Source organism: Streptomyces sp. NPDC040589, assembly GCF_055594445.1.
Map to the genome: position 1 here is coordinate 409666 of NZ_JBVIWP010000007.1, position 14644 is coordinate 424309.

General features: G+C 71.9%; 14 protein-coding genes and 1 pseudogene. 3 read left to right on the forward strand and 12 right to left on the reverse strand.

Features of this window, described 5'->3' with window-relative positions; genetic code table 11:
* Window positions 1-4: 4 nt before the first annotated feature.
* Window positions 5-1066, reverse strand: coding sequence for a peptidoglycan recognition protein family protein (locus tag ACZ58V_RS29920; protein ID WP_468192225.1), 1062 nt, complete (start codon window positions 1064-1066; stop codon window positions 5-7).
* A 249-nt stretch (window positions 1067-1315) separates the two neighbouring features.
* Between ACZ58V_RS29920 and ACZ58V_RS29925 the strand changes: the two genes are divergently transcribed.
* Window positions 1316-3052, forward strand: a complete 1737-nt coding sequence (locus ACZ58V_RS29925) for an SMI1/KNR4 family protein (protein ID WP_471293776.1) — start codon at window positions 1316-1318, stop codon at window positions 3050-3052.
* On the opposite strand, the gene ACZ58V_RS29930 is transcribed toward ACZ58V_RS29925, so the two are convergent.
* The 6 genes from ACZ58V_RS29930 to dctA all read right to left on the reverse strand — a co-directional run bounded on the left by ACZ58V_RS29930 (window position 2942) and on the right by dctA (window position 9681).
* Window positions 2942-3346, reverse strand: a complete 405-nt coding sequence (locus ACZ58V_RS29930) for a LysR substrate-binding domain-containing protein (RefSeq protein ID WP_468192228.1) — start codon at window positions 3344-3346, stop codon at window positions 2942-2944. The genes ACZ58V_RS29925 and ACZ58V_RS29930 overlap by 111 nt on opposite strands.
* 55 nt (window positions 3347-3401) lie before the next feature.
* Window positions 3402-4757, reverse strand: a complete 1356-nt coding sequence (locus ACZ58V_RS29935) for a phosphatase PAP2 family protein (RefSeq protein ID WP_471293779.1) — start codon at window positions 4755-4757, stop codon at window positions 3402-3404.
* Window positions 4758-4879: 122 nt separating this feature from the next.
* Window positions 4880-5965 (reverse strand): tartrate dehydrogenase, encoded by a 1086-nt coding sequence (locus tag ACZ58V_RS29940; RefSeq protein WP_471293782.1) that lies wholly within the window; start codon window positions 5963-5965, stop codon window positions 4880-4882.
* Window positions 5966-6087: 122 nt separating this feature from the next.
* Entirely contained in the window at window positions 6088-7017 is a 930-nt protein-coding gene (locus ACZ58V_RS29945; protein ID WP_471293784.1) for a LysR family transcriptional regulator, read from the reverse strand.
* A gap of 37 nt (window positions 7018-7054) precedes the next feature.
* Window positions 7055-8233, reverse strand: a complete 1179-nt coding sequence (locus ACZ58V_RS29950; protein WP_471293786.1) for a glycerate kinase — start codon at window positions 8231-8233, stop codon at window positions 7055-7057.
* The gene (dctA, locus tag ACZ58V_RS29955; protein ID WP_471293789.1) at window positions 8233-9681 is read right to left on the reverse strand and encodes a C4-dicarboxylate transporter DctA; all 1449 of its coding nucleotides are present in this window, start codon (window positions 9679-9681) and stop codon (window positions 8233-8235) included. Before dctA ends, ACZ58V_RS29950 begins: the two co-directional genes overlap by 1 nt.
* A 520-nt stretch (window positions 9682-10201) precedes the next feature.
* Here dctA and ACZ58V_RS29960 point away from each other — a divergent pair.
* Window positions 10202-10531, forward strand: a complete 330-nt coding sequence (locus tag ACZ58V_RS29960) for a hypothetical protein (RefSeq protein WP_468192239.1) — start codon at window positions 10202-10204, stop codon at window positions 10529-10531.
* A gap of 23 nt (window positions 10532-10554) precedes the next feature.
* The gene (locus ACZ58V_RS29965) at window positions 10555-10704 is read left to right on the forward strand and encodes a hypothetical protein (RefSeq protein WP_471293791.1); all 150 of its coding nucleotides are present in this window, start codon (window positions 10555-10557) and stop codon (window positions 10702-10704) included.
* A 58-nt stretch (window positions 10705-10762) separates the two neighbouring features.
* Here ACZ58V_RS29965 and ACZ58V_RS29970 read toward each other — a convergent pair whose 3' ends face one another.
* The 5 genes and pseudogenes from ACZ58V_RS29970 to ACZ58V_RS29990 all read right to left on the reverse strand — a co-directional run.
* A complete protein-coding gene (locus ACZ58V_RS29970; protein ID WP_471293794.1) occupies window positions 10763-11416 on the reverse strand; it encodes a DUF3105 domain-containing protein in 654 nt (217 codons plus the stop codon).
* A gap of 111 nt (window positions 11417-11527) precedes the next feature.
* Window positions 11528-11923, reverse strand: coding sequence for a hypothetical protein (locus ACZ58V_RS29975; protein WP_471293797.1), 396 nt, complete (start codon window positions 11921-11923; stop codon window positions 11528-11530).
* Window positions 11924-11964: 41 nt separating this feature from the next.
* Window positions 11965-12633, reverse strand: coding sequence for a DsbA family protein (locus ACZ58V_RS29980; protein WP_471293799.1), 669 nt, complete (start codon window positions 12631-12633; stop codon window positions 11965-11967).
* A gap of 302 nt (window positions 12634-12935) precedes the next feature.
* Complete coding sequence (locus ACZ58V_RS29985) at window positions 12936-14132, reverse strand: hypothetical protein (RefSeq protein ID WP_471293802.1); 1197 nt, start codon at window positions 14130-14132, stop codon at window positions 12936-12938.
* A gap of 409 nt (window positions 14133-14541) precedes the next feature.
* A pseudogene (locus tag ACZ58V_RS29990) lies at window positions 14542-14644 on the reverse strand (citrate/2-methylcitrate synthase); the annotation flags it as partial.

Consider the following 14644-nt stretch of genomic DNA (forward strand, 5'->3'; position numbering starts at 1 on the left):
GGCCTCAGGTCTCCTTCCACACGAGCACGGTCAGCACCGCGTTCGCGACGGTGACGGGCACAGCGGCCTGGCTCAGCAGCCGCACCCGCATACTGCGCCCCGACGCGAGCCGCTTCGTCAGCGGCAGGACCACGAAGGAACCGCCCCCGGTCCCGGTGATCTCGTGGATCGGGTGGTCCGCGCGGTGCTCGTCGCCCTCGTACTCCGACATGCGCGCCTGCACGACCGCACCCGCCGGCAGACCGTCGATCTGGAGGCTGACGGTTCCGCTGAACCGGGCCGGGCCACGGGCGAACACGCTGCCGCCGGTGGCGTGGTGGCCGGTCTCGTCGGTCCACTCCTCGGTGAACTCGACCGAGTCCCAGGCGCCGGGCGCGAGGGCGTACTCCCCGGCGACACCTAAGTTGACGTACTGGGGCATGGGGTCCTCTCCTTCCCACCGGCCCGCCGGGAGGGCCAGGGCGTCGGCGACATCACGGCGGAAGTCGGCCATGTCGAATCCGCGCGGGTCGACCTTCCAGTCGCTCCATTCCAGGTGCCCGATCGCGCTCTTGTGGCCCCAGCCGTGCGCACGGCAGACCGCGGCGGTGGCCTTGACCATGGCGACGTACTGTTCGCCGGGCCACGGGTCCTTGCCGTCGCCCTTGTTCTCGCACTCCCAGCCGTAGAACCGGGCGTTGCCGTCGACCGCGCCGGCCGAGCCGTCGTGCTCGTGCGTCGCCGGCGGGTATGTGCCGTACGACTCGCCTATGACGGCGTTCAGGACGTCACCGTCACCGCCGCCGGCGTGGTTGGCCCGGCCGTTGCCGGTCAGGTGGACGACACCGTCCTTGGTGATGCACCCGGTGGCGAGCGGACCGGGCAGGGCGCTGTGGCCGTGGTAGATCAACTCGACGACGTCCGTGCTCGGCCCGGTGACGGTGTGGTGGATCATCACGCCGTGTACGGGGCCCCAGGGGCCCTTGTGATTGCGGTTGTTGGTGCGCCAGCCGCCGACCTCGTGGACGGCGCAGCCCTCGGCCTTCAACGCGGCGACGAGCCGGGCGGCGGTGAGTGGTGTGGCCATGCGTCGGTCCTCCGTTTCGGCGCGCTCGCACCGGTCCGAAGACTGCGGGCCCGGCGGCGGAGCGTGCCTGCGGAACGCTTCGCCCGAATCTGCCCTGGAAACTCGCCAGGCCCTCACTCACCATTGTTCCGCCGCTTGCCTCCTCGCTCACCTCGCCGTACCCCCGCACACAAATTCGGCGGGATTACGACCCTGCCGCGGCAGGCGGGGCAGGGGCACTGTCAGTGGCCCGGCGTAGGGTCCGCTGCCATGAGCATCCCCTCCGCCGAGGAGTCCTGGGTCCGCTTAGACACCTGGCTGACCCGGCACGCTCCCCTCACTCACGCCACCCTGCGTCCTCCGGCGACCCAGGCCGACATCGAGGCGGCCGAGAACACGCTCGGGGTGGAGTTCCCTCCCGACCTGGTGGCTTCACTGCGGTGCCATGGCGGGGTGGAACCCGGCGACGCCGCTCTGCAGTTGACGTATCACGGGCCGCTGTCCGGGGTCGCGGACATCGTGCGGAGCACGACCTTCCTCCGAGGCATCGCGGCGGAGGACCGTGCGGACGGGCTGCCCATCACCCTGGGCATCGCCGGGAGATCCTCGGACAGCCTGTTCCTCTCCTGCCGTCCCGGACCCCACAGCGGCCAAGTGGGCCGCTCTTTCGACGAGGGCTCGTTCTCGTCCGCGCACTGGCCGTCGCTGCGCCACGTTCTGGCGGACTTCGCGGATGCTCTGGAGCAGGGCCTGCCGTTCTTCGGCCGTATCCCCCTCGCCGTGGCCGGAAAGCTGCTGTGGGAGGAGGAGAGAACCGTGCCCTCCGACCCGGTCTCCCCGCTCAGTCACGCCAGTGCGCTCGCCGAGCCGGAGTCGGACCCGCCCTTCCCTCAGAGCCCGGTCTTCCCGGACCACGCCGAGAGCGGCGTGCCGGCACCCGCGCAGGGCGGCAGCGAGAGAGGGACACAACGGCTCTTCTTCGTCCGCACCGGCCGTCCGCGTCCCGAACCGCTCCCGGACCAGCCGGACGTGGCGTTCGCCGCGGGTCTGACAGCGGCCGAGACGCTGCGCCGGCTCGGCGCGATTCACGCCACCGTCCGGCCGCGCGACCGCCGGCAGGCCCGGCGGGCGGTGGAGTCGGCGTGGGCCGCGCACCGGCCCCTGGTCCGTGCGGGCGCTGTCGGCGGCTGGGCGTACGCCACGATCGAGGGCGGTGCCGCGCAGTTCGCCCGGCCCGAGGTGCTGCGTGCTCTGTCCGCCGGCACGCGGGTGGTGGTCCTGACCAGGCGGGGACCCGAGGTCGCTCTCACCTTCGCGGAGGACGGCGTGCCGTGCCCGGAGGAGGACACCCGGCGCGTCATGTCACCACGGGAGGGGAATCACGTCGGCGGACCGTGGGCGCGGCGCCTCGGTGTGGACCTCTGGCCCGGATCCACCGCCGCCTACACCGACTTCCTGGCCGTCCTGGAAGAGGAGTTCGGGATCGCCTACGACCCGGACGAGGAGGGGCCGACGGAGCTGACCAGCGCTCTGGTGCTGCCCCTCCTGGAGGACCCGCGGGAGCGTGAACCCTGGCCGTGCGTACGGGACTTCGACCTGGCCGGGCTGGTGGAGCGCACCCCGCCGGGGCGACTGCGCACCGCCGTCGCGGCCCAGCTGGCCCGGCTGGCGGCCGAGACGCACCTCGACGCCCACCCGGAGGTGACCGAGGCCCTCGACCGGATCCGGCACGGCCTGCCGGTCGACTGCGACCAGGACGATCCCCTGGCCGTGCGGATGCGGACCCTGGCCGCGGAGGTCCACGCGACCAGGACGATGCTGTCCGGCGGCGACAGCGGACCCGTGTCCGAGGAGGACCTCACCGCGTGGGTCGCGCGCAGCGACGCGGCCCACGCGCTACGGGCCTTCCTCCGGCTCCCCTTGCCCGTCGCCGCCGAGGCGGTCCTCGAGCGGCGGGTCTCCCTCCACTGGCGGGACGAACTCGCCGCCGACCTGGGCGGCACCTGAGCCGGCGGAGTGGCGCAGGAACTCCTCCACCGGCGGCTCGTGCCCGCCGTCCCGTGAGACCGGGGAGAGTGCGGCGAGGTCGGCGGTGTCGCTGAGGGGCCGGCAGGCGATCGGGCCCTGGATCGAGCGGACCGCCACGTTCGGCACGAGGGTGACGCCGAGACCGCAGGCCACCATCGCTGGCTGGGTCGGGATGGAGTTGGCGACGTGCCGTGCCTCCGGGGTGAATCCGGCTCTGCGGCAGGTCGCCATGAGCTGGTCGTGCCGCCAGGGCCGTCCGCGCAGGCCGCGCACCGGTGCGCTCGGCCGGATGACGGCCCTCTTGGCCGGCGGCCCCTCGCCGCCGAGGTCAGGCCATTTCGGGTTGCGGCTCCGGCTGGGGCGCCGGGGCTGTCTTCGGCTCCCACACCCTGGTGGTCCGCATGTAGCCGTAGATCACCGAGGCCATCGCCAGCAGGAGAAGCGGTCCGAATATCCGCGGATGCGCGGCCATCTCCACCGGCAGATAGCGATAGGAGACCAGGAGCGCGCCGAACACCGTCGTGCCGTAGGCGACCAGTTGGATTCCCGACCGGTCCCAGCCGCGTGCCTGCGCGCGCAGACCTGCCTCGATGGTGAGCGTGAACACCACGCCGGCGACGAGGTCCACGCCGTAGTGGTAGCCGAAGCCCAGCGTCGCGGCGAGGGTGGCGATCAGCCAGAACGTGCCGCCGTAGCGCAGCACGCGCGGGCCCCGGCGGGAGTGGAGGTAGATCGCGGTGGCCCATGCCGTGTGCAGGCTGGGCATGCAGTTGCGCGGGGTGATCCCGTCGAACGGCATCGACTGCGGGGCGCCGATCGGCGGCGGCAGGTCGGGCCACAGGTTGGCCAGCGCCCAGTGTCCGCCGTCGGCACCGTAGGCGTAGACCGGCCCGACCACCGGGAAGATCATGTAGATGCCCGGCCCGAGGAGGCCGATCACCAGGAACGTGCGCACCAGATGATGCTTCGGGAAGCGGCGCTCGGCCGCCACGTTGCGCAGCTGGTACAGCGCGACGACGACCGCGCCCACCGCGAGCTGCGCGTAGACGACGTCGAGCAGCCCGGTACCGACCGGACCGGTCGCCGTGACGATACGGCCCACCAGCCACGACGGGTTGCCGAGCGCGTGATCGGCGGACGCCAGGTACTGGTCGAGAACCGTCGGCTGGGTCTTCGACGTGATGAGCAGCCAGGTGTCTCCGGTCTTACGGCCGGCCACCAGCAGCAGGCCGAGCCCGACGCCCTTCAGCAGCAGAACACGCTCCGCGCCGGTGCGGCGGGTGACGGCCATGATCGCGATGCCCAGGATCACCCACAACGCGCCGTTGCCGAAGGGGTGGCCGTCGGCAAGGAAGGGGGCGCCGATCGCCCACCGCACCAGCTGGAAGACGGCGTCGATGCCGACCGCGACGCCGACCGCGATGTACCGCTGCCGCCGGTTGAGGACGATCAGCGCCATGGCCAGGCAGGCATACAGCAACCAGCCCGATTTGGGAGGGAGTATCACCTCTTGCACCTGGCAGGTGATCGGCCCCGGCACTCCGTAGCGACGCGCTGCGATCTCCAGCGCGATGAGGAAGCCGAGGGTGACCACCCCCGCCACGGCCCATAGCAGCACTCGCGGTTGACGCCATGCGGCGAACGTCGTTCTGCTGCTTATTCGCGCAAACAACCGCGATGCCATGGGTATCAATTTTTTAGTCTGTTTTCCGGTGAAGAAGGACTATGAGGGCGCTCGTCACAAGCTCGAACATGCTAGCGGAGCGATGCGGATGAGTCTCGCGATTACGGGTGATTCGAGCCGACTCAGATGGTCAGGGCATCAATGAGGGCCTTGGTCACGTCCTCCGTGGCCGCGGTACCGCCGACGTCGCGGGTGAGGATGCCCGCGGCCGTGGTCGCCTCGATCGCCTTGTTCAGCCGGGCCGCCTGGTCCGGCAGGCCGAAGTGCTCCAGCATCAGGGCCGCGCTGCCGACCGCGCCGATGGGGTTGGCCAGGCCCTGGCCCGCGATGTCCGGGGCGGAGCCGTGCACCGGCTCGAACATGCTCGGGAAGCGGCGCTCCGGGTTGAGGTTGGCGCTGGCCGCGAGGCCCAGGCTGCCGGCCAGGGCGCTGCCGAGGTCGGAGAGGATGTCGGCGTTCAGGTTCGACGCGACGACCACCGACAGGTCCTCGGGGCGCAGGACGAACTTCGCGGACATGGCGTCGACCAGGACGCTCTCGGTCTCCACGTCCGGGTAGTCGGCGGCGACCCGCCGGAACACGTCGTCCCACAGGACCATGCCGTACTGCTGGGCGTTGCTTTTCGTCACCGACGACACCTTGCGACGGCTGCGCGTGCGGGCCAGGTCGAAGGCGAAGCGCATGACGCGTTCGCAGCCGACCTCGGTGAACAGGGCCGACTGCACGGCGACTTCGCCGCCGGGCCCGCGACCGCCGAGGTTGCGCCCGCCGAGCCCGGCGTACTCGCCCTCGCTGTTCTCGCGGACGACGACCCAGTCCAGCTCGGTGTCGTCGGCCTTGCGCAGGGGGCTGACGACGCCCGGCAGGAAGTGCACGGGGCGGACGTTGGCCCACTGGTCGAAGCTCTGGCAGATCCTCAGGCGCAGGCCCCACAGGCTGATGTGGTCGGGGACGGTGGGCCAGCCGACGGCGCCGAAGTAGATGGCGTCGAAGTCCTTGAGCCGGTCGAGCCCGTCCTCGTCCATCATCCGGCCGGTGCGCTCGTAGTACCCGCAGCCCCAGGGGAACTCCTCCCACTCGAACGCGAAGGCTCCGCCGGAGTCCGCGGCCAGGGCGTCCAGGACGGTCCGCCCGGCGGCGACGACCTCCTTGCCCACGCCGTCGGCGGGAATGGCGGCGATACGGAACGTGCGGGGTGCGGTGGTCATGGGTGCCTCCGGGTCGCTGGCTCGCTGGCTCGCTGTGACGGGATCGGTTGCGAGTCAACACAGGGCGGTCGTACGGCGTCCAAGACCTGCTTCCGATGCGACGTATAGGCGCCGCCGATCGGTCACGCGTCAGGGATCGCGAGCCGCCCGCCGCTGCCGTGTGCCGCCCGGCGCCGGGCGAGCGATTCGGTGAGGGCGAGGAAGGCGCGCGCGGCCGGCGTGAGGTGCGCGGGCAGGCTGACCATCGCCACGTGGAGGTGAGCGGTCGGCTCGATGGGCGCGACCACGGCACCGCAGCGGCGGGCCAGCCGGGTCCAGGAGGACGGCAGGACCGCGACGCCCACCCCGGTGAGGACCAGCGGCAGGATCGAGGTGCGGTGGTCCACGACCGTCACGATCTCCGTGCCGGTGCCGCCCGCGGTGACGTCGTCCACGATGCTGCGCATCAGGCTGCCGGTGCGGGAGGCGATGAGTTTCTGCCCGGCGAGGTCCCCGGGCCGGATGGTGACGTCATCCTCGATCGCCCCGCCCGGGGCGGCGACGACCACGAACGGCTGGTCCTCGACGTGCAGGACGTCCAGCCCGGCCGGCTGCACCGGGGTGGCGCTGCCCAGCAGCCCCAGTTCGCACGCCCCGCTGCGGACCAGGGACAGCACCTCGTCGGGGGTGAAGGCGGCCTGGGTGCTCACCGTCACCGACGGATGCAGCTCGGCGAAGCGGTGGACGAGGGTCGTCAGCGGTTCGATGCCGGGCGAGGGCATGGTGGCGACCTCGACCGTGCCGCCGTGCAGCCCGGCGAGCGCGGCGGCGGTGTCCCGTACGGCGGCCAGATCGCGCAGCACGCGCCTGCTCGGCTCCAGCAGCTCCTGACCGGCCTCGCTCAGCACGACACCCCGGCCCACCCGGTGGAAGAGGGCCACCCCGAGGTCGGCCTCCAGGTTCGCCATCGCCTGGGACAGCGAGGGCTGGGCGACGTGCAGGGCGGCGGCGGCCTTGCTGAAGCCGCCGTGCTCGACGATGGCGAGGAAGTACTCCAGTTGCCGGGCGTCCACGGTGCCTCCTCGCTCCGTCCTGGTGCGACAGGCGAGCCTACCTGGCGGTTTCCGTTCCCTCCCGTCCCTCCCGTCCCTCCCGTCCCTCCCGTCCGAACCGGCGCTCGGCGAGTGCTCGCCCGCACCGCTCGAGCAGCCGCGCGGACAAGTCGCTGTCGTGCGCGCAGTCCTGGTCGGTGAGGTCCGTCAGGGCCTGGACGGAACGGAAGTGGGTGGCGGTCCGCTCGGCGGGCAGCGTGCAGCGGCCGGCCACCGCGTGCACCTCCGTGCCGTACCGGCGCGCCCGCCGGGCGAGCGCGACCGGCAGCTTGCCCGACAGGGACTGCTCGTCGAGGCTGCCCTCACCGGTGACGACGAAGTCGCTCGCGGCGAGCGGCTCGTCGGCCCCGAGCAGGGTGAGGAAGTAGTCCGCCCCGGAGCACACGCGCCCGCCCAGCAGCATCCCGGCGTAGCCGAGCCCGCCGGCGGCTCCGGCGCCTTGCGTCTCCGCGAGTCGTGCGGCGTCCGGGACGCCCGCCGCCGCCAGCCGGCGTACGAACCCGGCGAGGGCGTCGTCCAGTTCCCGGGCTTCTGCCGCGCTCGCCCCCTTCTGCGGTCCGTAGACGGCGGCCGCGCCCGTCGGCCCGAGCAGCGGGTTGTCCACGTCGGTGGCGAGAACGAGGTCGATGTCTTTCAGGGCGGCACGGGCTTCGGTGATGTCGACGGTGTGGAGGTCGGCCAGTCCGCGACCACCCGGGCCGATCGAGGTGCCGTCCGCGCGGGCGAGCACCGCGCCCAGGGACCGCAACAGGCCCGCGCCGCCGTCGGTGGTCGCGACGCCGCCGAGCGCGAGGACGATGGTGTCGGCGGTGCCCTCCAGCGCGTACCGGATCGCTTCGCCGACGCCGTGGCTCGTGGCCGTGAGCGGCGCCTTCCGTCCGCCCGGCAGGACGCCGAGTCCGCAGACGGCCGCGGCTTCGACGAGGACGGTACGGCCGTGTACCGCGACGCCTGCGGTGACGGGCTGCCCGGTCGGGCCGGACACCGTGATGCTTCTGGGATCGAACCGGCCCGCACAGGCGGCGGCCACGCTTCCCTCGCCGCCGTCCGCCAACGGCAGCCGGTCGACCCGTGTGCCCGGGGCCGCCGCCAGCAACCCGCGCTCCAGAGCGAGGGCCACCTCGTCGGCGCTGAGGGAGCCCTTGAACTTGTCCGGGGCGATCAGGACGGACGCCATCAGGGCGTCACCTCGGCGGGTTCGACGGGGCCGGGCTGGTCGGGGGCAGGCTGGACGGGGCGGGGCGCACCTGCCCGGCCGGTCTCCTCGGACTCGGACTTGGACTTGTTTTCAGACTCGGAGGTCGCCGGTGGCTCTCCCGCCTTGCCGGCGAGGACCTCGCGAGCCCTGGCCAGGTCGAGGCCGTTCTCCCACTTGGCGACGAACAGGGTGGCGACGGCGTTGCCGAAGAAGTTCACCAGCGCCCGGCACTCCGACATGAACTTGTCGATGCCGAAGATGAGCATGATGCCCGCGGCCGGGACGGAACCGACCGTCGACAGCGTCGCGGTGAGTGCGATGAAGCCGCCGCCCGCGACACCCGCCGCGCCCTTGGACGTCAGCAGCATGACGGCCAGCAGCCCGAGTTGCTGACCGAGGGAGAGGGACGTGTCGGTGGCCTGGGCGATGTAGAGGGTGGCCAGCGAGAGGTAGATGGCCGCGCCGTCGAGGTTGAAGCTGTAGCCGGTCGGCACGACCAGACCGACCGTGGACCGCTCGGCCCCCATGAACTGCAGCTTGCGCATCAGCCCGGGCAGCGCGGGCTCGGCGGTCGAGGTGCCGAGGATCAGCCAGAACTCCTCCTTGAAGTAGCGGAAGAGCTGGAAGATGTTCAGCCGCACGTACAGCGCGAGCACTCCGCCGAGCACGACCACGACGAACAGGGCGGAGGTGACGTAGAAGAGGAGGATCAGCGAGCCGAGGCTGGTCAGCGTGGACAGGCCGAACTTCCCGATGGCGTACGACATCGCGCCGAAGGCGCCCAGCGGCGCGGCCTTCATGACGAACGACAGGACCTTGAAGACGACCTCGGTCAGCCGTCCCACGGCCGCGATGATCGGCTCGCCCGTCTTCCCCACCATCTTCAGCGCGATACCGAAGACGACGGCCAGGAAGATCACCTGGAGGATGTCGCCCTCGACGAACGGGCCGAAGAAGCTGTCCGGCACGATGTTGGTGAGGAACTCCCACCAGTGCTGGTGTTCGCCCTGGTCGATGTACTGGCTCGCGTCGCCCGAGGCCGTGAGCGTCGACGGGTCGGCGTGCACACCGTCGCCGAGCCGGAAGATGTTGATCGCCACCAGGCCGGTCAGCAGGGCGACGATCGTGCCGACCTGGAAGTAGGTCAGCGCCTTGATGCCGGTACGGCCGACCTTCTTCAGGTCGGCGACCCCGGCGATGCCGCCGATGATCGTCAGGAACACGATCGGGCCGATCAGCATCTTCATCGCGGTGATGAACGTCGTACCGATCGGCTCCATGTCAGTGGCGAGATCCGGCCATCGCCAGCCCAGCACGATGCCGATCACGATCGCCACCAGCACCTGTACGTACAACTGCCGGTACCACGGCGTCGCCGCGATGCGCACGGCTTGCTCGGCTCGCTCGTTGCCCGGGGTATGCGTCATTGCAGCCTCCCTGATCGCGCGGCACCGAGCCCGATCGGTCCGCGCCAGCTTGCGCCACAGTGAACCGGGGCGCAGCTCAGGGGGTCCACGACCAAAAATCGATGCCCCGTATAGGCAGGACCTATCTGTCCTGGCGCATGTGGCGGGCGGGCTGCGCCCACCGGGGTTCGGAGGCGGCTTCGTCGTCGGCGTCGCCCTTCCCGTCGACGGCGGCTACGTCGCCCGATGACCGGCCCTCGCCCCCACAGGCTGTATACAGCGCGATGTGCGGTCTGGCGACGAGGGAGTGTCATAGTCCGGGCGACCGGCGAGAGCGAAGCGGTGTACGAGCGGCTGAGGGGTGACATCAGTCGCTGCGCCTGCGCCCCGAGGCGAAGCTGAGCGAGATCCAGCTCGGGGAGGAGCTGGGAGCGTCCCGCACCCCGGTGCGCGAGGCGATCCGGCGGCTGGCCCGTGAGGGGCTCGTCGACTTCGTGCCGGGCGAGGTGGCACGCGTGGCGGGGATCTCTCGCTGGGCGGGGTGCGCGCCCTGTTCGACTTCCGGATGCTGCTGGAGCCGGAGGCGGCCGCTTCGGTCACCACGGCGGGCACGGCCCGTGAGCAGACCCTCGCGCCGCTCCGGGAACTCTCGGAGCAGCTGGACGAGTTCGACACCTCCTTCCGGGCGCTGAACGCGGCCGAGCAGGAGCGGGGCTACCAGGGTTCCTACGATCTGACCGAGCGGTTCGATGAGGCGGGTCATCGCGGCGTGCCGCGACCCCGACCCCGCCCGCACGATCGGCGACCCGCGCAGCCAGACCGCACGGCTGCGGCATCTGTCGCACAGCGGCCCCCGGCGCATGCTGACTGACGTCGCTGGAGGAGCACCGCGCCATGCTCAAGGCGATCACGCGGGGCGACGCACAGGCCGCGTCGGCGGCCTGCCGTCACCGTCTCGCGCAGACGCTGCAGGCCCTCATCGAGAGCCTGACCGCGCAGGACTTCGCCCTCGGCGGCGAGGTTCAGCTCGACATCGTCGGCTGATCCTCCCTCACTTGCTGCATACAGGGCTGGATGCCCGCCAGTTCACCCGCACGCGCACCTACTGGGTCAGTCCGTTCGTGCAGGCGGCGCCCGGCTCGGGCGTCTGCGAGCCCTGAACGTACTTGGTCAGGAACTGCTCGACCCGCAGGTCCGACGCCTTGTCCACGGTGAGCTGGTAGCCCCAGGCCGAGAGCATGATCGTCCCGGACTGGTCGTCGACCGGACTCATCAGCGTGTAGGGGGTCCTGGAGACCTTGTCACCGAGCGCCCTGATGTCGGCGTCGGCGGCCTTGTCGTTGTACGTCACCCAGACCGCCCCGTGTTCGAGGGAGTGGACGGCGTTCTCCTTACCTATGGCCTTGGTGTAGACGGTGCCGTCGCAGGTCATCCACGCCTGGTTGTGGTCGCCGCCGACGGGCGGGTTCATCGGGTAGTCGACGGCGGCCTGGACGTGCTCGCGGCCGAGTTTCTTCGCGTCCCATTTCCGCTCGCCGCGTACGGGCTTCTTCGCGGCGGCGGCCTGCTGCTCGTCCTTCTCGTCGGCCTTGTTGAGGGCGTAGGCGCCGAAGCCGGCCAGCCCGGCGACGATGACCGTGCTGAGCGTGATGGTGATGACGCGGTTGCGGCGCTCGCGGGATCTCTCGGCGCGGCGCATCTCCTCGATGCGGGCCTTGCGGGAAACGGCGGCGGCCTTCTTGCTGGTCTTGCTCATGGCTGGATGTCCTTCTTCCTTCGCGCCGTACGGCGGTCGGTGCGGGGCCGGCATGGATGTCCCGGGTCGCCGTGCGCTCGCGTGGGCGCGCACGGCGTCATGGCATCCGGCTCAGGTCCGCAGCACCTGAAGGACGTGAAGGTCGGGAGCGCCGCTCGCGGGAGGCGGCTGGGCGAGGAGCGCGGTGTCGCCCTGCCACCTGGGGAGATCCGGCATGCGGGGCAGAAGCGCCGGCATCGGTTGCACGGGGGTCGCGAGTACCCCCGCCGCCTGGTGTGCGGCCGGTGCGCAGCACGCGTCGCCGGTGGGGCAGTCGTCCAGGTGCACGGCCGTGATGGCGTGATGCCCGGCCCGGTGGCCGCCGTCGACGCCGCCGTGTTCCGCGTACCCCAGGCACATCACCACCGCCGCGAGCAGGACGGCGAGGGCAGGACAGAGGACCCGGGCCCACGTGGTCCACCACGCTCCGCGGGGTCTGCGCCGCGTCAGCGGCGTCCTGCTCGTCATCACGGTGATGTTAAGCGGTTTCCCAGGGTGCCGGGGCAGGGTCAGTCGCCGAGCCTGTCCTCGATCAGCGCCTTGAACTCCTCGTAGGAAGCGGGAGGTTGGATCCTGGTCCCGTCGACGAGGAAGGTCGGGGTGCCCTGGACGCCGAGGCCGAGGCCGTCGCGCTGGTCGGCCTGGATGCGTCCGGCCGTCTCCGGGTCGGAGAAGTCGGCATCGAACTTCTTCATGTCCAAGCCGAGTTCCTCGGCGTAGCCGCGGAAGACGGGCGCCTTCCACTCCCGCGACTCGCCCCACTCCTTCTGCGTGGTGAAGAGCTTGGTGTACATCGCCTCGAACCTGCCCTGGCGGGCGGCGGCCTCGGCGGCGCGTGCGGCCGGCTCGGCGTTGCGGTGTCCGGGCATGGGGAAGTAGCGGGCGACGAAGGTGACCCGGTCGCCGTACTCCTCACGCAGCCGCTCCACGACCGGGTAGTACGCCCCGCACGCCTCACACTCGAAGTCGAGGAACTCGACGATCGTGAGCTCGCTGCGCTCCGGCTCGGTCAGCCGGTGGCTGGAGGCCCGGACGGGCAGCGCCTCGGCCGCGGGCCGCACGTCCGCCCCCGCGCCGCCGCCGTCGTCGGGCCTGAGCAGCAGGTAGGAGCCGAGGGCCGCGGCGAAACCGGCCACGAGGACAGCCGCGACGATCAGGTGTTTGTACGGTTTCTTCATGATTCCTCAGGGGGGAAGTGGTCGTGGTGGTGCGGGCGGGCCAGGCAGGGGTTGTGGGCGGCGAGCGGGTCGCTTCCGTCACCGCGGTCGATCCGCCGGTCCGCGCGGCGTGCCGGTAGGAGCGGACCCACTGGCCGCCCAGGATGATCGTGGTGACCAGGGCGGGAATGTCGCCGGTGGCCCAGGGCCGCTCCCCCAGCGATCGCGGCCAGGACCGCTACGGCAGCGGCGGGTACGACGAGGCCGCGTGGCGTCCTTCCGACGGCCCTGGCCCGCCTGGCGGCCGTCCCGCCTCGTGCCCGTCAGGGCAGGCAGGGACCACCGAGCGTCATCGGCCGGAGCAGGGGCAGGGGCAGGACGAACGGACCGCGCCGGTGACGCGGGGGCGCCCTGCCCTCGTTCAGCCGCACCAGCAGCGCCGACACCGGCGGAGCCGCGCTCTCGCGCACCGCGACCCGCGGGCCGTTTCCGTGACGGCCGCTCAGCAGCGGCCACAGGAACAGCAGCAGACGTCGTACGACCGTCCAGAGCGTCCTGCTCCGCCACAGCAGCCGTTCGGTGAGGCCCAGCAGACGGGCGGCGAGCAGGAGCACGACCGCATGGCCGGCCAGCACCACCCCGGGCGACGGCCCGGCGACCGCGTCGTGTTCGACCAGCCGGGACAAGCCGTCACCGGAGCCGCTCTGTCGCGCCACCGCCGCACACGCGCCGGGCAGGGAGTACGCGGCGTGACTGGCCAGTTGCGCGGCGGCGAGCACCGCCAGCACCTGGGTGTCCGTCAGCCTCCGCCGCGTCAGCACCGTCGCGCCCGGCACGGCGACCGCGGCCATCCCGGCCACGATGATCCACCGAGGAGCGTGGCACTGCGCCAGCACGTGCCCGGCCAGCGGCAGCAGCACACACAGCACGGCGAGCACACCCGCCCTGAGCCCACGCAGCACGCCGGACGCCGGGGAGGCGAGTCCTCGCGGGCGGTGCGGTCGCATCAGGGTCGGGCCTTCGGGAGCATCGGGCTGCGAGGGGCGGTTTCCCCGCACGCCTCGGCAGCGTACCGGGCCGCTGCTGACGCCCCAGGAGCAGGTCCTCCGGCACACCGCCGGCGCGACCAGCAGCCGGGCCGCGCCCAGGGCGGCGACGAACGCGATCAGCCCGACGGCGGCCACGACGCGGTGGCGCGGCAGCTTGGGCGCGTACAGCGGGCCCAGGACGGAGATGCCGTAGAACGCCGTATGGCCGCCCACGAACAGCACCCCGGCGATCCACACCGTCGCGGTGATGATCAGGCACGGGAGGACGACCCGCGGAATGCCGCTCGCCGTCCAGCGCGCGGAGGCGACCAGCGCCGCGGCCACGCCCAGGCTCAGCATGACGGCGTCCCACCACGTCCGGGCGTCGACCACCACCAGCAGGGTCCCGACGGAGGCGTTCACCGTGACCATCGTGGTGACGTTCAGCCGGCGCAGGCGTTCCCCTGTTCCCCCGCGGTCCGGCGACCTCACCGCTGAGTCCGCACGCTGAGCAGCGGGACAGCCGAGGCGCTGGCCACCGAACTCGTCCTCAACGCATGGAACGGCGGCGTCCCCGTCGCGGACTCCCTCCTCCTGCTGGCGCCCACACCGAGCTGGGTCGTCGTCGCCATCCCGCTCGCTTCCCGCCTGTTCCGCTGGGAGCCGCGCCGGTGAGCGGGAACGGGGGCAGGGCTCGGTACGGGGGGCAGCGCTCGGTACCGGGGGGGGCAGCGCTCGGTACCGGGGGGCAGCGCTCGGTACCGGGGGGCAGCGCTCGGTACGGGGTCAGGCCTCGCTCCCCCTGAGGCCGAGGCCGCTGCGTACGAGCCCGACCACCTCGTCCTCCGACAGGCCGAGGGCGTTCGCCTCGGACACCAGCGCACGCACCTGCTCCAGGAGGCGGGCGCGGGCCGGGGTTGAAGGCGCCGTCGACGAGCAGGCCCCAGACGTTGCCGAAGGAGACATGCCCGACGAGGTCCTCGATGTCGACGCCCCGGTACCGG